21 protein-coding genes are annotated in these 19,401 nt (G+C 72.5%); 7 read left to right on the top strand and 14 right to left on the bottom strand.

Annotated elements, in window-relative coordinates; all coding sequences use genetic code 11:
- Positions 1-98 precede the first annotated feature (98 nt).
- The 3 genes from AMETH_RS39985 to AMETH_RS38680 all read left to right on the top strand — a co-directional run bounded on the left by AMETH_RS39985 (position 99) and on the right by AMETH_RS38680 (position 1,109).
- Complete coding sequence (locus tag AMETH_RS39985; protein ID WP_017981631.1) at positions 99-341, top strand: dihydrofolate reductase family protein; 243 nt, start codon at positions 99-101, stop codon at positions 339-341.
- 286 nt (positions 342-627) lie between these two features.
- A complete protein-coding gene (locus AMETH_RS11580; protein ID WP_017981630.1) occupies positions 628-906 on the top strand; it encodes a hypothetical protein in 279 nt (92 codons plus the stop codon).
- Between the two features lie 56 nt (positions 907-962).
- Positions 963-1,109, top strand: coding sequence for a hypothetical protein (locus tag AMETH_RS38680; protein ID WP_017981629.1), 147 nt, complete (start codon positions 963-965; stop codon positions 1,107-1,109).
- Here the strand turns inward: AMETH_RS38680 and AMETH_RS11575 are convergent.
- Entirely contained in the window at positions 1,106-1,585 is a 480-nt protein-coding gene (locus AMETH_RS11575; RefSeq protein ID WP_020486691.1) for an Lrp/AsnC family transcriptional regulator, read from the bottom strand. The genes AMETH_RS38680 and AMETH_RS11575 overlap by 4 nt on opposite strands.
- A 132-nt stretch (positions 1,586-1,717) precedes the next feature.
- Between AMETH_RS11575 and AMETH_RS11570 the strand changes: the two genes are divergently transcribed.
- On the top strand, positions 1,718-4,021 hold the full coding sequence (locus AMETH_RS11570; protein ID WP_017981627.1) for a transketolase-like TK C-terminal-containing protein: 2,304 nt from the start codon (positions 1,718-1,720) through the stop codon (positions 4,019-4,021).
- Here the strand turns inward: AMETH_RS11570 and AMETH_RS11565 are convergent, their stop codons facing one another.
- From AMETH_RS11565 to AMETH_RS11550, 4 genes are read right to left on the bottom strand one after another with little or no spacing between them, the layout of a single operon-like run.
- Entirely contained in the window at positions 4,022-4,624 is a 603-nt protein-coding gene (locus tag AMETH_RS11565; protein WP_017981626.1) for a maleylpyruvate isomerase family mycothiol-dependent enzyme, read from the bottom strand.
- 42 nt (positions 4,625-4,666) lie between these two features.
- Positions 4,667-5,431, bottom strand: a complete 765-nt coding sequence (locus AMETH_RS11560) for an SDR family NAD(P)-dependent oxidoreductase (RefSeq protein ID WP_209436862.1) — start codon at positions 5,429-5,431, stop codon at positions 4,667-4,669.
- 2 nt (positions 5,432-5,433) lie between these two features.
- Positions 5,434-6,450 (bottom strand): phosphotransferase family protein, encoded by a 1,017-nt coding sequence (locus tag AMETH_RS11555; RefSeq protein WP_017981624.1) that lies wholly within the window; start codon positions 6,448-6,450, stop codon positions 5,434-5,436.
- Positions 6,437-7,636 (bottom strand): acyl-CoA dehydrogenase family protein, encoded by a 1,200-nt coding sequence (locus tag AMETH_RS11550; protein WP_017981623.1) that lies wholly within the window; start codon positions 7,634-7,636, stop codon positions 6,437-6,439. Before AMETH_RS11550 ends, AMETH_RS11555 begins: the two co-directional genes overlap by 14 nt.
- 115 nt (positions 7,637-7,751) lie before the next feature.
- Here AMETH_RS11550 and AMETH_RS11545 point away from each other — a divergent pair, with 115 nt between their 5' ends.
- Complete coding sequence (locus AMETH_RS11545) at positions 7,752-8,324, top strand: TetR/AcrR family transcriptional regulator (protein ID WP_038532956.1); 573 nt, start codon at positions 7,752-7,754, stop codon at positions 8,322-8,324.
- Between the two features lie 124 nt (positions 8,325-8,448).
- Positions 8,449-9,309 (top strand): RNA polymerase sigma-70 factor, encoded by an 861-nt coding sequence (locus AMETH_RS11540; protein ID WP_017981621.1) that lies wholly within the window; start codon positions 8,449-8,451, stop codon positions 9,307-9,309.
- Between the two features lie 657 nt (positions 9,310-9,966).
- Here AMETH_RS11540 and AMETH_RS37900 read toward each other — a convergent pair.
- Both AMETH_RS37900 and AMETH_RS11530 read right to left on the bottom strand, forming a co-directional pair.
- Positions 9,967-10,350, bottom strand: coding sequence for a hypothetical protein (locus AMETH_RS37900; protein WP_017981619.1), 384 nt, complete (start codon positions 10,348-10,350; stop codon positions 9,967-9,969).
- Between the two features lie 203 nt (positions 10,351-10,553).
- Positions 10,554-11,762 carry a YncE family protein gene (locus tag AMETH_RS11530; protein ID WP_017981618.1) on the bottom strand — a complete coding sequence of 403 codons (1,209 nt, stop codon included), beginning with the start codon at positions 11,760-11,762 and terminating at the stop codon, positions 10,554-10,556.
- A gap of 144 nt (positions 11,763-11,906) precedes the next feature.
- Here AMETH_RS11530 and AMETH_RS11525 point away from each other — a divergent pair, with 144 nt between their 5' ends.
- Positions 11,907-12,659, top strand: a complete 753-nt coding sequence (locus AMETH_RS11525) for an NPP1 family protein (protein WP_017981617.1) — start codon at positions 11,907-11,909, stop codon at positions 12,657-12,659.
- A gap of 148 nt (positions 12,660-12,807) precedes the next feature.
- On the opposite strand, the gene AMETH_RS11520 is transcribed toward AMETH_RS11525, so the two are convergent.
- The 7 genes from AMETH_RS11520 to AMETH_RS11495 form a co-directional block, all read right to left on the bottom strand.
- Entirely contained in the window at positions 12,808-13,650 is an 843-nt protein-coding gene (locus AMETH_RS11520; protein ID WP_017981616.1) for a phosphatidylinositol-specific phospholipase C/glycerophosphodiester phosphodiesterase family protein, read from the bottom strand.
- A 106-nt stretch (positions 13,651-13,756) separates the two neighbouring features.
- Complete coding sequence (locus tag AMETH_RS11515; RefSeq protein WP_017981615.1) at positions 13,757-14,707, bottom strand: penicillin-binding transpeptidase domain-containing protein; 951 nt, start codon at positions 14,705-14,707, stop codon at positions 13,757-13,759.
- Positions 14,704-15,129, bottom strand: coding sequence for a hypothetical protein (locus AMETH_RS39980; protein ID WP_223843121.1), 426 nt, complete (start codon positions 15,127-15,129; stop codon positions 14,704-14,706). Before AMETH_RS39980 ends, AMETH_RS11515 begins: the two co-directional genes overlap by 4 nt.
- A gap of 141 nt (positions 15,130-15,270) precedes the next feature.
- A complete protein-coding gene (locus tag AMETH_RS11510) occupies positions 15,271-16,908 on the bottom strand; it encodes an ABC-F family ATP-binding cassette domain-containing protein (protein WP_017981614.1) in 1,638 nt (545 codons plus the stop codon).
- Positions 16,909-17,176: 268 nt separating this feature from the next.
- On the bottom strand, positions 17,177-17,596 hold the full coding sequence (locus AMETH_RS11505; RefSeq protein ID WP_026153020.1) for a hypothetical protein: 420 nt from the start codon (positions 17,594-17,596) through the stop codon (positions 17,177-17,179).
- 219 nt (positions 17,597-17,815) lie between these two features.
- Positions 17,816-18,892: an LLM class flavin-dependent oxidoreductase gene (locus AMETH_RS11500; RefSeq protein WP_017981613.1), complete on the bottom strand. Its 1,077-nt coding sequence runs from the start codon at positions 18,890-18,892 to the stop codon at positions 17,816-17,818.
- Positions 18,892-19,398: an SRPBCC family protein gene (locus AMETH_RS11495; RefSeq protein ID WP_017981612.1), complete on the bottom strand. Its 507-nt coding sequence runs from the start codon at positions 19,396-19,398 to the stop codon at positions 18,892-18,894. The genes AMETH_RS11500 and AMETH_RS11495 overlap by 1 nt, the downstream gene beginning before the upstream one ends.
- Between the last annotated feature and the right edge of the window lie 3 nt (positions 19,399-19,401).

Below are 19,401 nucleotides of genomic sequence, written 5' to 3'. Positions count from 1 at the left end.
CGGCCGGTGGCAGGGCGATCACCACGACGGCGTGCCGATCCACGTCCTGACCCACCACCCCGACGAGCCCCCCGGGAAGCGCCCGCTACTACACCGAGGTGGCCGCCTGCGTCGCCGACGCCCGTGCCGCGGCGGGCGACCAGGCGATCCTGGTGCACGGCGCGGGCGCGGCACAGGCGCTGCTGACCGCCGGGCAGCTCGACGAGCTGGAGATCCACCTGATGCCGGTCCTGCTCGGCGAGGGCCGCCGCCTGTTCGACGGCCATGCCGCCGAACTACGGTTGGTCCGCCGACTCGACGGTCACGACGCGACCCACCTGCGCTACCAGGTGGTGCGCTGACCAGGCGGGACTGGTGAGTGGGCGCGCGGCTTGGCGCGTGGCCCGGTCCTGGGTGGCTGCCGGTGGCTGACCAGGACCAGCTGCCCCACACGGCGTTCACGATCAAGGGTCTCGTCGATCCGCGAGGTGTCGTGTTAGCCTGTCGCCGTGCAGCGCCTGACGTCCCCGCGACTCGTAGCCCGGCGCGCCGGCTGAACCCAGGTCGCCGGCGCGCAGTTTCGGCGATCGCTCTGTTCGGGACCTGGCCCGGATCCGTCCGGTTTCTCGATCTTCCTGGAGATCCGCCATGTCCGTCAGCACGTTCCACACCCCGGCCCCGCGTTCGACGATGCTCGTCCGGCGCCGCATCGCCACCTACTTCACCGGCGGCGCCGCGCAGGTCCCCGCCCTGATCAGCGCCCTGTCCCAGCAGGGCCGCCCGGTGCACGAACTGTCGGTCGACATCCGCGAGGGCGTCCGGGAGAGCAGCATGGTCTGCGCGGTCCTGCTGCCGGGCGAGGAGATCGACCAGCTGCTGGCCCGCCTGCGCGACCTGCCCGCGGTCGTTTCCGCCGAGCTGGCCTGACCCGGCCCGGGCACGTGGCTCGACGGCGCGGAGAGACGGCCGCCGCGGCGGGAACGGTGGTCCTGGTCGTCTGCGTCGTCCTCGGGTTCCGCAACTACCCGAGCGCCCCGTGGTTCCTGCCTGTCGCGAGCAGCGCGGCGTTCGGCTTCGTGCTCGGCATACTCCTGCGCATCCGCCGCGAGCGCGGCCGCCCAGGGCGCTAGCCGAGCCCCGCCGCCTGGTGGAGCAGCGGCTTGATCCGGTAGTCGACCAGCTGGCGCATCACCAGGGCCGTGTTGGTGCGCTCCACCCCGGGGATGGCGAGGATCAGCCCGGCGATCCGGTAGAGGTCGTCGGCGTCCCGCGCCACCACGTGCACCATCAGGTCGACCGGCCCGGAGATCCCCTGCACCTCCAGCACTTCGGGCACCCCGGCGAGCGCGGCGGCGACCTCGTCCAGCAGCCGTTGCGTCACCTGGGCCGTGATGAACGCGGTCAGCGGGTACCCGAGCGCGGCAGGCGAGATCCGCCGCTCGAACGAGTCCAGCGAGCCGGCCTCCAGCCGCGCGATCCGGGTCTGCGCGGTGTTGCGGGAGATCCCGGCCCGGTCGGCGATCGCGAGCGTGGTCGCGCGCGGGTGCTCGGCCAGTTCCAGCAGGATCCGGGCGTCCACCGCGTCGACGAAGCCGTCCTGGGGCATTGTGCTCGTCTCTCCCTCGCACACCACCTCCGGCATTGGGCAGATTGCTCAATTTCCAGCCGAGGTGTTGAGCATCAGTTCAGCAGCTTGTTTCACTGTGAGCAACCTGCACCCCGAACCTAGGACGAACCGATGAGCGAGCCCGCCGTCTCCCCGCCCGCCACCGACGTGCTGCGCGCGGTCGAGGACCGGGTGCTGTGGCTGTCCAGCGCGATCATCAACCACGCCAACCGCGTGCGGCCGAACCCGTCGGGGCTCAAGGTCGGCGGCCACCAGGCGTCCTCGGCGTCGATGGTCTCGATCATGACCGCGCTGTGGTTCAACCACCTCCGCCCGGCGGACCGCGTCTCGGTCAAGCCGCACGCCTCGCCCGTGCTGCACGCGATCAACCACCTGCTCGGCGAGCTGGACGCGTCCTACCTGCCGCGGCTGCGCGAGTTCGGCGGGCTGCAGAGCTACCCCAGCCGCACCAAGGATCCCGACCCGGCCGACTACTCGACCGGCTCGGTCGGCATCGGCGCCACCGCACCGATCTGGGGCGCGATCTCCCGGCGCTATGTCGACACCAAGTTCGGCGGCGCGGGCACCGGCCGCCAGTACTCGCTGGTCGGCGACGCCGAACTGGACGAGGGCGCGGTGTGGGAGGCCGTCCTCGACCCCGGCGTGGCCGAGCTCGGCGAGATCGTCTGGATCGTCGACCTCAACCGCCAGTCCCTGGACCGCGTCGTGCCGAACATCGCCGCCGACAAGCTGCAGGGCATGTTCGCGGCCGCGGGCTGGCAGGTCATCGTCCTCAAGTACGGCCGCCTGCTGGAAGAACTGTTCACCCGCCCCGGCGGCGCGCAACTGCGGCAGCGCATCGACGCCATGACCAACCCGGAATACCAGCGGCTGCTGCGCTGCGACGCCGCCGAACTGCGCCGCCGCCTCCCCGGTGACAGCCCCGCCATCGGGGCCCTGCTCGACGACCTCGACGACACCACCCTCACCGACGCGATCGCCAACCTCGGCGGCCACGACCTCGCCGCACTCGACCAGGCCTTCGCGGCGATCGACGACACCCGCCCGACGGTCGTCTTCGCCTACACGGTCAAGGGCCACGGCCTGGCCACCAAGGGCCACCCGCAGAACCACTCCGCCCTGCTCACCGACGCCCAGATGAGGGAACTCGCCGAGCGGCTGGGCGCCGACCTCGACGACCCCTGGCGCGCCTTCGCCGACGGCAGCCCCGAACAGGAGCTGTGCCGGGCGACCGCGAAACGCCTGCGCCGCCGGGAAATCCCGGCGACCACTCCCCCGCCGGTGCCGTCGGATTTCGGCCGCACCCCGACCGGCACCGCCACCACCCAGGCCGCGCTGGGCCGCGCCCTGCTCGACCTCACCCGCGAAGCGCCGGACACCGCCCGCCGCGTCGTCACGGTCAGCCCCGACGTCAGCTCCACCACCAACCTGGGCGGCTGGGTCAACAAGGTCGGCGTCTGGTCCGTGCAGGAACGGCCGGACTGGTTCGCCGACGACAGCGAAACCATCTTGCACTGGCGGGAACGCCCGACCGGTCAGCACATCGAACTGGGCATCGCCGAGACCAACCTCGTCGGCCTGCTCGGCGAACTCGGCGCCACCTGGAGCCGCTGGGGCCAGCCGCTGCTGCCCATCGGCGTGCTCTACGACCCCTTCGTGGAGCGCGCGCTCGAACCGTGGTCCTATGGCATCTACGCCGGCGGCCAGTCCATCCTCATCGGCACCCCGTCCGGCGTGACCCTGGCGCCCGAGGGGGGTGCGCACCAGTCCATCAAAACCCCGTCGATCGGACTGGAACAGCCCGGCTGCCTCACCTACGAACCCGCGTTCGCGATCGACGCCGAGTGGACGCTGCTCGCGGCGATGGCCCAGCTCGGCAAGCCGGGCGGCAGCTCGGCCTACCTGCGGCTGTCCACCCGCCCGGTCGACCAGACCCTCGCCGACGTGCCCGCGGACCCGGCCGCCCGCGAACGCCGCCGCCGCCAGGTCGTCGCCGGCGCGTATCCGCTGCGCCGCCCGGACGGCGCGGCCGTCACCATCGCCGTGATGGGCGCGCTCGTCCCCGAAGCCCTCGACGCCGCGGCCCGGCTGGACCAGATCGGCGTGCCCGCCGACGTCGTGTGTGTGACCAGCCCCGACCTGCTCCACCGCGCGGTCCGCGCCCGGCAGGGCCACGAACGGGCCGACACCTGGATCCTGGACGCCGCCTTCCCCGCCGACCGCGCCGCTCCCCTGGTGACCGTCCTCGACGGGCACCCGCACACGCTGGCGTTCCTCGCCACGATCAACCGCGTCCGGACGACGGCGCTCGGCGTGACGGGCTTCGGCCAGTCCGGCTCGCTCGAAGACGTCTACCGGCACCACGGCCTGGACAGCGACAGCATCGTCCGCGCCGCGCTCGACGTCACCGGCTGACTAGCGCAGGCCGGTGAGGTGCGCCCGCGCGGCCGGGCGCCCGGCGAACAACAGCATGATCGCCCACGCCGGGCCGCTCACCTCGGGGCCGTCGCCGGCCAACCAGCCGGTGTCGGTGGCCCGGTAGTGGTGGCCGCCGAAGTGCCGTCGCGCGTGGAACATGCGCGGCCGGTCCCACAACCGCTGCGCGACGTGCGCGGCGGCGTCCGGCGGCACGGCGAGGGGACGGCCCAGCGGCAGCGCGATGTCCAGGCCGTGGACGAGGATGTCGATCAGCACCTCCTCCACGCCGATGCCGGGCGGGACGCGGCGGACACCGGCCAGGTCCCGGATCTCCGCCACCAGCTCCGGCGCGGGCTTGCGGTAGGCGCAGGCGGCGTCGTGGATCGCGCGGTCGATGTCGCCGCGCGCCCGGATCGCCCCGGCGAGCGCGTCGCGCAACCGGATCCGGTACTGGCTCGCCAGGTGCGCCGCGACGTCCCGCACCGTCCACCCCTCGCAGAGCGACGGGTGGGCCCATTCGTCGTCGGTCAGGTCGTCCAGCAGGTCCGCGATCGCCACGCGCTGGGTGTCGACGGCCCGCCACCGGTCGGCGTCGTCCATGCTCCTACGTCGCGGCGAGCGGGCCCGCCGTTAGGACGGGACTCAGTGGCCAGACATGCCGCCGTCCACGGCGAGCGTCGCGCCGGTGATGTAGGACGACGCGTCGCCGGCCAGGAACACCACCGCGGCGTCCAGTTCGTGCTGGCGGCCGAGGCGACCGAGCGGGCTGTGGGCGCGGATGAATGGCAGCAGCTCGTCCTCCGGGATGTCGGCGGTCATCTCGCTCGCGAAGTAGCCGGGCGCGATCGCGTTGACGCGGATTCCCTTGCGGCCGCTCCACTGCTGCGCGAGGTCGCGCGTCAGCCCGAGCACCCCGGCCTTGCTCGCCGCGTAGGCCGCTTGCGGCAGGTAGGACTTGATCAGCCCGAGCACGCTGCTGATGTTGACGATGCTCGACCCTGGCCCCATCACCCGCCCGCACGCCTGCGCGGCCCAGTAGGCGCCGTTGAGGTTGACGTCGACGACCTGGCGGAACTGCTCCGGCGTTTCACGCGTGGCCGGGACGGCGGTGCCCACCCCGGCGTTGTTGATCAGCACGTCCAGGCGCCCGAACGAGTCGATCGCGGCTTCGGCCATCGCCGCGCAGCTGTCCGGGTCGGCCACGTCGGCCTGCACGACCGCCGCGCGCCGCCCGGTTTCCCGGACCCGCTCGGCGACCTCGGCCAGCCGGTCCGCCCGGCGCGCGGCGAGCACCACGTCGGCGCCGGCCTCGGCGAGCGCGCGGGCGAACCCGGCGCCGAGCCCCGAGCTCGCGCCGGTGACGACGGCGACCTTGCCGTCGAGACGGAACAGGTCGAGAACTCCCACCACTACTCTCCTCCGATGCGGGCCGCGGCACGCAATCCCGCGGCGGCCAACGGGGCGACGGCCGCGCCGACCGAGTCGAACCCGGACCCGCGCGTGTGCCCCTGCCGGTGCCGGGCGTGGATGCCTTCGGCGATGACGGCGATCTTGAAGTACCCCAGCGCCAGGTAGAACTCGAGCCGCGCCAGGTCGCGCCCGCTGACCGAGGCGTAGCGCTGCGCGAGGTCGGCCACGCGCGGCAGCCGGTCGCTGGTGGACGCCGCCGCGCCGTCGAGCACCGGCGCGAACACCGGGTCGGAGTACACCAGGTGCAGGCCGAGGTCGGCGAGCGGATCGCCAAGGGTGGCCATCTCCCAGTCCACGACCGCCCGCACCGACGCCGGGTCGCCGGCGTCGAGGATGGCGTTGTCGATGCGGTAGTCGCCGTGCACGATCGACGCGGCGCTCTCGGCCGGGCAGGCCTCGGCGAGCTTGGCGTGCAGCACGTCGATGTCCGGCAGCGGGCGCGTGCGCACCCGCAGCCACTGGTCGTGCCAGCGGCGGACCTGCCGGGCCAGGTATCCCTCGGGCCGTCCGAAGTCGCCGAGTCCCAGGGCTTCCGGGTCGACGGCGTGCAGCCGGGCCAGCACGTCGACCAGCGCGAAGGCGCAGCGCTGGATGTCGTTGTCCGGCAATGCGTGCAGCTGCTCGGTGGTGCGGATGACGACCCCGTCGACGTGCTCGACCACCGAGAACGGCACCCCGAGCACGTCCGCGTCGGCGAGTGCGACGGCGCGCGCCACCGGCACACCGGAGTCCCGCAGTGCGGCGACCACCCGGTACTCGCGGCCCATGTCGTGCGCCGAGGGCGTGAGCCCGCCCAGCGGCGGACGGCGCAGCACCCACCGCGTGCGGCCATCGGTGAGCAGGTAGGTCAGGTTCGACCGGCCGCCCTGCAGCATCTCGGCGGACAGGTTCCCGGCGAAGCCAGGAACGTGGCGGGCGAAGAACTCTTCGAGCGCGGGCAGGTCAAGACCGTCCACTCTGGACCCTCTCGTGATGGCGCAGCACCCGCCGGGCGATGGCCCAGCGGTGGGTCTCCGACGGCCCGTCGTAGATGCGGAACGGCCGGACCTCGCGCAGGAACCGGCCGAGCAGCAGGTCGCCGGAGATGCCGAGCGAACCGCAGATCTGGACGGACCGGTCGACGACGCGCCAGATCGCCTCCGCGCAGAAGGTCTTGGCGATCGAGGTGGACTGTGACGCGTGCTCGCCCTGGTCCAGCTCCCAGCAGGCACGCAGCAGCAGCCCGCGCGAGGCCGCGATGTCGATCTCGTTGTCGGCGATCATCTGCTGCACCATGCCCAGGTCGCCGAGGCGCGAGCCGAACAGCCGCCGCTCCGCCGCCCGCGCCACCGCGATGTCCTGCGCCCGCCGGGCGATGCCGAGCCAGCGCATGCAGTGCGTCATCCGCGCCGGGCCGAGCCGCACCTGCGCGTAGCGGAAGCCCTGGTCCACCTCGCCGAGCACGGCCTCGCCGGGCACCACGCAGTCGTCGAACTCCAGCTCGATGTGCCCGCCGTAGAGGCTCTCGTCGAGGGTCTCGATGTGCCGGAGGACCTTCAGGCCGGGGTTGTCCCCGTCGACCAGGAACATGGTCGCGCCACCCGCGTCCCCGGGCTCACCGGAGGTGCGGGCCATGCAGATCGTGAACCCGGCGCCCTCGGCCCCGGTGATGAACCACTTGCGGCCGTTGATGCGCCAGCCGCCGTCGACGCGTTCCGCCCGGGTGGTCAGCGCCGCCGGATCGGACCCCGCACCGGGCGCGGGCTCGGTCATCGCGAAGCAGGACCGGACCTCCCCGCTCGCCAGTGGTCGCAGGTAACGCTCCTTCTGCGCCGGGGTCGCGATGGCCTCCAGCATGTGCATGTTGCCCTCGTCCGGCGCGGCGATGTTCAGGGCGAGCGGTCCCAGCAGCGAGTAACCCGCCTCCTCGAACACCGCGGCCCGCCCGCGCATGTCCAGCCCGTGCCCGCCGAACTCGGCGCTCACGTGCGGGGCGAACACCCCCGCCTCCTTCGCGGCTCGCTGCAGCCGCTCGCGCACGTCGTCGGAGGACACGACGCCGCCATGCTCCTCCTCGACCGGAATCACGTGATCGCGCACGAACTCCGCGGTGCGCCGCGCCAGTTCGGCGACGTCCGGACCGTGCGAGAGGTCGACAGCCATGGCACCTCCACTCGGCTAATGACCATTAGCCGAAACTATAGGCTCTGTCTGGATGGCGGTCATGTGTGCTGCCTCACTGAGCTATGATCCGTTAGCCGGCCGGAGGGAGGTGCTCGTGGATCGGCTCGGTGACATCCGGGACGCCGCGCTCGAGCTGTTCACCCGCAAGGGCTTCGAGGCCACGACGATGAGCGACATCGGCGCGGCGGTAGGCATGCGCGCCCCCAGCCTGTACAAGCACGTCGCGTCCAAACAGGACCTGCTCGCGCAGATCATGGTCGCGACGATGGAGAACCTGCTCGCCGCGCACCGGACGGCGGTGGCGAACGTGTCCGACCCGGTAGAGCGGCTGCGGCGGGCGACCGAGGCGCACGTCCGCTACCACGCGCGGCACCGGCTCGAGGCGTTCGTCGGCACCCGGGAGATCCGCGGCCTGACCGAACCGCACCGCAGCCTCGTGCTCGACCTGCGCGCCGAGTACGAGGCGTGTTTCCGCGCGGTCGTGCAGGCCGGTGTCGACGCCGGGGTCTTCCACGTGGACTCGGTGCGCCTGGCCTCCTACGCGATCCTCGACCTCGGCATGGGCGTCGCGGTCTGGTACCGCGCCGACGGCGAGCACCCCGAGGACGCGGTGGTGTGGCAGTACAGCGAGTTCGCGCTCCGCCTGGTCGGGGCCTCGCGGGCGTGAGAACGTGGGACCCCGTGTCGGCGGGTCACGACCATCGCGGGCGGGCTGCGCGGCTGGCGGGACCCGTGATGTCACATCGGGGCGGCGGCCGGTGTCTGCATGGGCAACGACCAGAGGAGGAACGTTGACCGACCCGTTCGTCACCCACCGCAGCCTGCTGTTCACCGTGGCCTACGAGATGCTCGGCTCCGCGGCCGACGCCGAGGACGTCGTGCAGGAGACCTGGCTGCGCTGGGCCGACGTGGACCAGGCGGAAGTCCGGGACCCGCGGGCCTACCTGGTCCGGGTGGTGACGCGGCAGGCGCTGAACCGGCTCCGCTCGGTGTCCCGGCGGCGCGAGGACTACATCGGCGAGTGGCTGCCCGAACCGCTGCTGACCACCCCCGACGTGGCCGAGGACGTGGAGCTCGCGGAGAACGTGTCGATCGCGATGCTCACCGTCCTGGAGACGCTGGGGCCGGCCGAGCGGGCCGTGTTCGTGTTGCACGACGTGTTCGACGTGCCCTACGGCGAGATCGCCGAGGCGCTCGGCAAGAGCACCGCCGCGGTGCGGCAGATCGCGCACCGCGCCCGGGAGCACGTCGCCGCGCGCCGGCCGCGCATGCAGGTCGACCGGGCGCAGCAGGAGGCGGCCGTGGAGCGCTTCCTGGCCGCCGTGTCGAACGGTGACGTGCAGGGCCTGGTCGACGTGCTCGCCCCGGACGTGGTCGTGATCTCCGACGGCGGCGGCGTGGTGCCCGCCGCGCGCAAGCCGGTCGTCGGCGCCGAGCGGGTCGCGGCGCTGCTCGCGCGCGCTGCCGAGCTCACCGGCTTCACCGCGAGCGCGACCTGGGTCAACGGCATGCCGGGCGTCCGGCTCGACGTGTCGGGCTCCGCCGCCGCGCTGAGCCTGGTCGTCGAGGACGGCCAGATCACCCGCATCTACGGGATCAACAACCCGCACAAGCTGGGCTGGCTGGACCGGGTGGCCGAGCTGCGGCGGTGACCCTACGGGAGCCGGACGACGATGCCCGTCAGGTGGTTGAGGACGCGGGCGTGAACGACGCCGCGTCGTATGAGGAGGACAGTCCAGGCCTTCGCCGCGGAAGGAGGCGCCGGGCCAGTTCGCCGCCGTCACGTTATCCGTCGGCTCGGCCAGTTCGGCGCCGAGCACCAGGAACTGCTGGTCCAGGTGGTTGGCGGTGACCAGCGCGAGCGGGTCGACGAGCCCCTTGCCCGCCGCGATGATCAGGTCCGGCTTCAGGTCCACCGCCCGGCTGATGCCCGGCACGTAGTCGTCCGGCCCGGTGGCCGTGACCGTCTTCAGGCTGACGTCTTCGGCCTCCGCCCACGCGGTCACGGCGTCCGCGAGCGTCTTCGTCGGCGCGTCGTCCCCCCGCGGTGAGCAGGACGACGCGGTGGCCGGGCGCCGGGTGCACGCCGTCCCACGAGCCGGGGCTCGGGGTGATCGTCGCCTCCGGGGTGGGCGGCGCGGTCACGAAGCCGGGCGCGAGCGTCCCGACCGGACCGGGCACCGCGTGTGGCCCGGACCAGTCGTCGGACGGGCCGCATCCGCTCAGCAGCACGGCGATCGGGGCGAGCGCACCGGCAGCGGGAACGCGCACGGGAATCTTCCTCCACGGGGACAGGGGATGCCTCATTCCTACCCGATCACCGGCGGCGCGGCGGCTGTCGTCGGGATCCGTCCGCCGCCTGTTCGCCCGGCAGCTGTCGGCCGCTCACCTCCGGCGAGCAGTGTGCGTGCATGTCCCGTCCCCTCCGAGGTGCCGCTTTCGCTTTCGCCGCCGCGGCCGTGGCTCCCGTCCTGACCGCCGCGCCCGCCGCCGCGCACGGTTTCACCTCGACCGTCTACGCCGGACTCACCTCGCCCGGCCCCGGGCACGTCCGCGTCGAGCTCGGACTTGAGTACGACCTGCTGGTCGTCTCCGCCGCCGACTACGAGGACGACGATCCGCTGTTCCGCCAGGGCACCGCGGCGTTCGAGGCCGGCGATCCCGTCGCGCAGGCCGCCGCGCTGGACGCGCATGCCGGCACTGTGCTGAAGTACGTGGCGGAGCGCTTCGCCGTGACCGCGCAGGGCAGCGCGTGCAACGGCCACCGTCACCGCGCTGAGTTGAGTTGCCCGCCGGGCGGGCGATTGACCGAGCGCCCGCTCACTCCGGTTACGCGAGCGGATGCGCGCCGCTCCGCCGCGCTCGGCCACCGCGCGCCGCAAGAAGTCCTGAGCGGTCAGGCCCCGGTCCAGCCCGCCGGGAGGTGGGCCAGCCGCACCCGCTGCGGGTGGTCGCCGACCGGCACGGACGTGATCTTCCGCCCGGTCGCGAAGTCGATCGCGGTCACCTGGTCGGTCCCGCTCTCGGAGATGACGCACGCGGCGCCGTCGCCGCTGACCGTGGCCCAGTACGGCTTGCTCGCCGTCACCAGCGGATCCTCCCGCAGGGTGGCGCGGTCGACCACCGTCGCGTAGTCGTCCATCGTGCCCGCCACGCACAGCTTCGTGCCCGCGGGGTTCATCGACAGGCCGTGGTGGCGCGAGTCGTTGACGAACGTGGTGCGGTCGTCGCTGGTCGCCGGGTTCTCCGGCAGCGTCTTCACGCGCGTGATCCGGTCGCCGGGCACGTCGTACTCGAAGAAGCCGTTGAAGAACGACACCTGGAAGTAGAGCACCGACTCGTCCGGGCTGAACACGACCGGGCGCACCGCGTCGGAGTGGTCGGCCCCGAACTCGTCCAGCCGCGGCCGCATGTCGACGATCCGCACCTGCTGGAACGTCGTGGCGTCGACCACGGTGATGCGGCGATCGCCCTTCAGCGGGTCCAGGAACGGGGCGTCGAGGTCGTTGTTGACCTCGCCGATCGACATGTTCCACAGGTACCGGCCGTCGGCGGAGAAGACGTTTTCGTGCGGCTTGTCCCCGGTGGCGAAAGAGCCGAGTTCCGCGCCGGTGCGAATGTCCAGCACGTGCACCCGGTTGCCGGTGGACGCCGACACCGCGACTCGCAGCCCGTCCGGCGAGACGGCCATGTGGTCGGCGCGGAAACCGGAGACCGGGAAGCGCCAGTTGACCGCGCCGGTGCCGGTGTCGATCGAGACCACGTCGGCGAAACTGGGGCGGGACACCACGATCGCCGAGCCGTCGGGGGTCGAGTACATGTCGTCGACCAACTGGTCGTGCCCCTCCCCCACGGTCTCGCGGATGCCGAGGAAGAACGCGAGCCGGACCGGGTTGAGGTAGATCTCGCGCAGCCGATCGTCCTTGTCGGGGACGACGTCGATCCGCCCGATGCGGTGGAAGTCCCCGGTCGAGGCGAGGACGTCGGCCGTGCCCTCCCAGTTGTTGCCGACGAGCAGGACCTCCTGCAGGCCCGGCTCGGCGGTGGCGGCCGTCGGCGCGGCGGCGAGCATGAGGGCACCGAGCAGGAACGCGCGAGCACGCATGGTCTTCCTCCGTTGGAAGCGGCTACCTACTGGAGAGTAGCGCACGTCGGGAGCGGCCCGTAAGCACTTGTTCACGCACGCGACCCCCGGCTGTGGATCAATTCCCGGTACTTTCCCACGAGATCGCCGAGGGAAAGGTCAGCCATGCGCGCGAGAAGAGCCGCCGTCGTCACCGTGATCGCGACCCTGTTCACCGTCCTGCTGCCGGCCGCCGCGTGGGCCGAGCCGCCGACAGCGCTTCCCGCGAGCTACGCCGCCGAGGACGGCAAGTGGCAGCCCGCGTTCGACTACGACGGCGACGGCTGCTACCCGACGCCTGCCATCGGTCCGGACGGCACGCTCAACCCGGGGCTCAACAACTCCGGTGCCCTGAACGGGAACTGCCACGACCAGTCCGATTTGGACAACACCAATTCGTACTCGCGGTCGAAGTGCGACAACGGCTGGTGCGCCTACGTCTACGACCTGTACTTCGAGAAGGACCAGGCGGTGCCGGGCATCGACTGCTGCGGGCACCGGCACGACATCGAGCACGTGGTGGTCTGGGTGAGCAACGGCCAGGCGCAGTACGTGTCGGTGTCCGCGCACGGCGAGTACTCCACCTACCCGCGCGCGCAGGTCGGCTGGGAGGGCACGCACGCGAAGGTCGTCTACCACAAGGACGGCGCGAGCACGCACTGCTTCCGGCTCGCGGGGATGACCGAGACGCCGGAGAACCACTACGGCACGTGGCAGTACCCGGACCTGGTGAGCTGGGACAACTACCCGGCGGGCATCCGGGACCGCCTGATGTCGGCCGACTTCGGATCGGCGAGCTTCGCGATCAAGGACAGCGCTTTCGCGAGCAATCTGGCCAAGGCCAAGCCCGCGGGGATTCCCTTCGACCCGGCGGCGTAGTTCCGGGCGGTTGGTGGGGGGTGGCTCGCGCCACCCTCACCAACCGGACCTAGCCGCGTTGCGCTCGGCCGGGTCGCAGTGGGCGGTGAGGTTCCCGAGACGAAACCGCCGCCCGCACTCAGCTATCCCGACGGTGAAACAGCTCAGATCAAGCCGCGGCGCGTTCGGCTGCGTCGTTCACCAGCAGGAACTCCCGCAGCCCGGCCAGGTCGTCGGTGTTGATGTGGTCCACCGCGGCCGCCAGCAGCTCCCGCCAGACCGCCTCCCGCGCGGCGCCCGGCGTGTCGGGCGTCGCCCAGAAGCGGATCCGGTAGCCGGCCTCGTGCGCCTGCGCGACGATCCCATGCAGCTTCGCGCGCTCGGCCGCCGGCATCGGGCCCACGCCCTGCCACATGAAGACGTTGGACCAGTTGTCGCTCACCAGCGGCATGAAACCCGCCGGCGTGCCGGTGCCCAGGTCGGCCAGCCGCCCGTCGTAGCCCGCCAGCCGGCTGCGCTGCGCCAGCATGTCCGCACGCGGCCGGTTGCCGCTGATGACCACCTCAACCGCGCCGCTCCGCTCGTGCCCGTTGGTCCACTGCGTGAGCATGAACCGGAATTCGCGCAGCGCCGCGTCCACCGCCCGGTACGTCGACGGGCCGTCGCTCTTGATGTCGATCAGCAGCTGGAACGACTCACGCCACCGCGGGTAGACCCGGCCGCCGCCTGCGTGCACCCGCTCGGCGAGCGGCTTCAGGTACAGGCTGGTCAGGGTGCGGCCAGGCCGCGCGTCGACCAGGTCGTGCGCCACCCGCAGCTCGCCGTCCACCAGCCACACGTCGGCCTCGACCGAGGTGAAGCCGTGATCGAGGGCGTCCGCCAGCGGGCGGTCGTGCTCGTAGTCGTTGTGGGCGTGGGCGTGCTCGAGCGGCTGCACCCATGGCGCCGCGGCGGCCGGCAGCGCGCCCCCGGCCACCACGACGGCGAAGAACAGCAACAGCAGTCGTCTCATCGGTTTTCCCTTCTCTGGCACGGACACTGTCTAGCCACCGCCGGTAGATGGAGCCGGTCGCCAGGGTGAACGGGGCGCGAAGCGGATGTTTCGGACCGCGCGGCGGTCAGGACAGGCGGTTCAGGAAGGCCGCGGACAGTGCGACGGCGGGCTTCGACGAGTTGCTCGCGAGCGTCAGCACCGAGAACGCGACATCCCCCTGGTAGCCCACGAACCAGCCGTTCGCCTGGCTGCCGTCGCCGTACTGCGCCGTGCCGGTCTTGCCGTGCACGGTTCCGCTCGCCCGCAGACCGCTTGCGGTTCCGCCGGTGACGACCTCCCGCATCATCGTCCGCAACTCGCCGATCACCTCCCGGGGCGGAGCGGTGTAACCCTCGTTGACCGTCGTAGGGCGGTCGCGAACCAGTTGCGGCGTCACGGATTCGCCTGAGGCGACAGTCGCCGCCATCAACGCGAGCCCGAACGGGCTGGCCTGCACCGAGCCCTGGCCGATCGCCGACTGGACCTGATCGGCCGATCCGGTCGCGGGAACCACCTTGCCCGCCTCGGTGGTGATGCCCGGGATGGTGAAGTCGGCGTTCAGGCCCGGCCGTCCGGCCGCCTCGGCCAGCCCGTCCGCGGGCAGCCGCGAAGCCAGCTGCGCGAAGGTCGTGTTGCACGAGTGCGCGAACGCCGAGTGCAACGGCAGCGAGGGGAAGGAGAGCAGGTCCTGCGCCACGGCCAGGATGTCCCCGGTGGACGGCTGGATCGCGACCAGCATCGCGGGCCCCGCCGCACCGTCCACCGCCGCCTGCGCCGCCTGCTGCACGGCGCTGCTCAACGTGGTTCTCATCGGCGCGGCGGGCGCCTGCCCAGCGTGGTGTAGCACTTCTTCCCGGCCCTGCCGGTTGATCCGCGACACGGTCCACGCGGTGCCGCCGTCCGCGAGCAGGCCGGGCAGGATCAACGGCGCGAGCGACGGTTCGACGGCCTCCGGGCCACCGGCGCCCCACCGCAGCAACGGCTTGCCGTCCCGGTCGACCAGGGCGGCCCCGGTGGCCGCGGCGCGGACGGTCACCCTCGCCGAGCTTCGGGTGGATCGCCGCCGGGGTGAAGTGCACGCGTGGCGCGCCGTCGCCCGCGACGACGGTCAGCACGTTGTCGTAGGTCCACACCCGGCCCTGCCCCCAGTGTCCACTTGACACGGACGCGCGCGGAATCGCCGCTGACGCCCTGGAGCGTCGCCGTCACCGCGGAGGCCCCGAGACCCGACCGGGAGGCGGCGAGCGCCGCGCCGGCGCCACGGGGATCATCGGTCAGCGCACCGGCCTGCCGGTCGTCGCCGTCGGACCACGTGCGCAGGTACTGCCCCACGGCAGCCGCGACATCGTCCCCAGCGGGTGTGCTGTCCGGGCGACCACACAGGACCACGATCGCTGCCGTGACGATCGCGATCACCGCGAGCACGCCGCAGGTCAGCAGCCACTTCTTCGTTCTCATGGCGCCACCCCAGCACCAGAGTGGTACGCCTGTCCAAGAAGACCACGCCACACCGGCGGCGATACGTGAACCGATATCGCCGCAGCGTGCGCCCACTGCCCGGGTGCGTCAGCTCGTCGCGGGCGCGGAGAAACTCACGGCTCACGTCTCGGTGACCTTGCCGTCCACGACCTCCAGCCGCCGGGTCACGTGGACCGCCTCCAGCATGCGCCGGTCGTGGGTCACCAGCAGCAGCGTGCCCCGGTAGCTGTCCAAAGCGGACTCCAGCTGCTCGATGGCAGGCAGGTCGAGGTGGTTGGTCGGCTCGTCCAGGACCAGAAGGTTCACCCCGCGCGCCTGCAGCAGTGCGAGCGCCGCGCGGGTCCGTTCGCCCGGGGACAGCGTCGCCGCGGGGCGGAGCACGTGCGCGGCCGCCAGGCCGAACTTCGCGAGCAGCGTCCGGACGTCGGCGTCGGCGAGGGACGGAACCTCCCGCGCGAACGCCTCGGCCAGCGGCAGGTCGCCGAGGAACAGCCGGCGCGCCTGGTCGACCTCGCCGACCTCCACCCCGGCCCCCAGCGCCGCCGACCCGGCGTCGAGCGGCACCCGCCCGAGCAGCGCGGCCAGCAGCGTCGACTTCCCGGCCCCGTTCGCGCCGGTGATCGCCACCCGGTCAGCCCAGTCGATCTGCAGGTCCACCGGCCCGAGGGTGAACGCGTCGCGCCGGACCACGGCACCCCGCAGCGTCGCCACGACCGCACCGGCTCGCGGGGCCGCGGCGATCTCCATCCGCAGCTCCCACTCCTTGCGCGGCTCCTCGACGACGTCCAGCCGTTCGATCATCCGGTCGGTCTGGCGGGCCTTCGCGGCCTGCTTCTCGGTGGCCTCCGCGCGGAACTTACGGCCCGCCTTGTCGTTGTCCGCCGCCTTGCGGCGGGCGTTGCGGACGCCCTTCTCCATCCAGGCCCGCTGCGTGCGCGCCCGCTCCTCCAGCGAAGCGCGCGTCGCCGCGTACTCCTCGTAGTTCTCGCGCGCGTGCCGCCGCGCCACGGCGCGCTCCTCCAGGTACGACTCGTACCCGCCGCCGTAGAGCCGCACCTGCTGCTGCGGCAGGTCCAGCTCCAGCACCTGGTCGACGGTGCGGGCGAGGAACTCCCGATCGTGGCTGACCAGCACGGTCGCCGCGCGCAGCCCGGTGACGAACCGCTCGAGCCGCGCCAGGCCGTCCAGGTCGAGGTCGTTCGTCGGCTCGTCCAGCAGGAACACGTCGTAGCGGCTGAGCAGCAGCGACGCGAGCCCGGCACGAGCGGCCTGCCCGCCGGACAGCGACGTCATGGGCTGGTCGAGGTCCACCGACAGCCCCAGCTCGACCGCGACCTCCTCGGCGCGGTGGTCGAGGTCCGCACCGCCCAGCGCCAGCCACCGGTCGAGGGCGACGGCGTAGCGGTCGTCGGCTCCGTCGGCGCCCGCGGTCAGCGCTTCGGTGGCCGCGTCCAGCTCGGCCTGCGCCGCCGCGACCGACGTGCGCCGGGCGAGGAACTCGCGCACCGACTCGCCCGGCCTGCGTTCCGGTTCCTGCGGCAGGTACCCGACGGTCGCCGTCGGCGGGGTGAGCCGGACCTCGCCCGCCTCGGGCTTGTCCACCCCGGCGAGGATCCGCAGCAGTGTGGACTTGCCCGCGCCGTTCACGCCGACCAGCCCGACGACGTCACCCGGCGCGACCACCAGGTCGAGACCGGAGAAGAGGGTGCGGTGCCCGTGCCCCGCGATCAGGTCCTTGGCCTGGAGGGTCGCACTCACCGGCCAACCCTAACTTCAGCGCCAGGGCAGGTACCCCGGCAGGTCGGTGCTGACGCGCCCGGGGAAGTCCGGTTCGCGACACTGGACGAACGATGTGACGCCCTCGATCGCGTCCGGGCTGGTGAGGATCTCCGCGATGAGCCCGGAGTGCAGGCCTTCGTCGCGGGCGCGCAGTGCGACGAAGATCGCCGGCCCGCCGCCTGGGGAGTCATCCGCGAAGAGGCGACCGCGGCCTGTCAGGCGGCGAGTTGCCGGGTGAACCAGCTCGTCAGCACCTCATCAACCGCCTTCGCTGTCGGCAGCTGAGGCGCGGGCTCCAGCCCCGGTTCCTCCGCCAGCGGGTGCGCCAGCTCCAGCACATCGACCAGCTCCGCGTGCGCCAGCCGGGCGACCAGCGCAGCGGCATCGACACGCAGGTCCGGGTGGCCCGCTCGCCGCTCACCAGCAGCAGCGGCACCGGAGCCAGCTCGCCGGCCCGCGCGACATAGTCGAACGAGTCCGCCACTCGGTGCGCCTCCTCCGTCCACCGGTACGGGCGTCCGGCGAGGCCTTCGGTCAGCGGGAGCGCGCGAAGTTCCTTCAGGGCGGCCGGGAATTCCCCGGCCGCCTGGCGGACGAAGGGCGCCAGGAAAGCCAGCAGAGCGTCCCGGCGGGCGAGCTCGATCGCCGCGTCCAGGCGGCCGTCCACCCATCCGCGCGCCACACATCGGCATGGCCAGGTGGACCCACCACGCCGGCACCCCGCGCATCGGCAACGCGGCCGCGAACGCCGCGTCGGTCCACGGCGCGTCCAGCATGTGCCAGGTCACGATCACCGGCGCGCGGCCACCCCCGGCCGGTGGCAGCGCCGTGCACGGGACACCAGCGGCCGTGCCGCTCAAGTTTCCATGTCCGTCCACGGTAGACGTCACAGCGTCGGCGGTGCACTCCCTTTCGCCGCGGGCGAAAGCGCACGCACCAGCTCGATCGCCTTGGCGAGCGTCGCCAGCCGGGCGTCCAGCGTGTCGCCCGCCGGGTAGAGGCGCACGGTGTCCACACCGGCGTCCCGCCACACACGCAGCCGCTCCCGCACCATCGGCTCGGTGCCGATCAGCGTCGTGCCCAGCACCATCTCGTCGGTCACCAGCGCGGCCGCGCCGTCGCGATCCCCGGCCTGCCAACGATTCCGCACCTCGGCCGCGACGTCGGCCCATCCCTGCCTGCTGTAGGCCCGGTTGTAGAAGTTCGTCGACGCCGAGCCCATCCCGCCGAGGCTGAACGCCAGCTCCTTCTTCCGCCCGGCCACCATGTCCCGCAGCGCGTCCTCGTCCGGCGCGAACGCCACCTCCGCGCCCTGGCACACGTCCAGATCGGCCCGGGTGCGCCCGCTGCGAGCGAGCCCCTCGTCCAGGTGCGCGAAGTACGCCTCCGCCGCGCCTTCCGGCACGAAACTCGTGCCGAGCCAGCCGTCCGCGATCTCGCCGGTCAGCCGCAGCATCGCCGGCGACAACGTCGCCAGGTAGACCGGGATGTCGTGCTCGGCGCGCATCGACAGCCGCATCGGCTTTGCCTCCCCGCCGGGCAACGGGATCGTGAACTCGTTGCCGGAGTAGGAGATCTTGCCGCCCTCGATCACGTGGCGCACGATCTCGACGGTCTCCCGCATCCGCGCCAGCGGCCGCGCGAACGGCACCCCGTGCAGGCCCTCGATCACCTGCGGACCGGACGCGCCCAGCCCGAGCAGAAACCGCCCACCGGACAGATTGGACAGTGTGATCGCGGTCTGCGCCACCGCGACCGGCGTGCGGGTGCCGACCTGCATGATCCCCGAGCCCAGCAGCATCCGCTCGGTGCGCGCCGCGAACCAGCCCAGCGCCGACGGCCCGTCGGAGCCCCACGCCTCGGCCACCCAGCAGACGTCGAGCCCCAGCTTCTCGGCCTCCACCACGAAGTCCGTCACCTCGCCGAACCCGCTGGATGCCTCGACGGTCGTCGCCGTGCGCATCAGGCTTCCGCGCGCTTCTTGAGACACTCCAGCGTCGCGGTCATGTTGCGCTCGAACTCGCGCATCCGCACGAACACGATCTTCTGTTCCTTCTCCGGCATCCGGTCGATCGCCAGCGACAGCCCGGAGCGCCCCGGGCCGAGCCGCATCCACTGCGACAGCTCGGTGCCGCCGTCGCGGGGCTCGACCCGGAACCGCCACGTCGCGCTGGGTTCGGCGGGATCCCCGACTGCCCAGGCGAACACCCGCCCCGGCTCGAACTCGACGATCTCCGACGTGGTGGCCCACTCCCCGAGCGCCTCGTGCTTGCTGCGGCCGACGAACCGGGCGCCCACGGCCGGACCGGTGGCGCCGTCGACCCATTCGACCGACTGCAGCTCGTCGCTCATCGCGGGCATCAGGCCGATGTCGGAGACCAGCGCCCACACCCGCTCCGGCGGAGCGTCCACCCAGGTCCGCACCTCCACCGTCGGGGTGTCCGCGTAGCGCGCGCCCGTCCACTCCATCGC

The organism is Amycolatopsis methanolica 239 (assembly GCF_000739085.1).
GTDB classification, from domain to species: domain Bacteria; phylum Actinomycetota; class Actinomycetes; order Mycobacteriales; family Pseudonocardiaceae; genus Amycolatopsis_E; species Amycolatopsis_E methanolica.
Note: the sequence above shows the minus strand (reverse complement) of the source record. Positions and strands in the feature narration are given on the sequence as shown.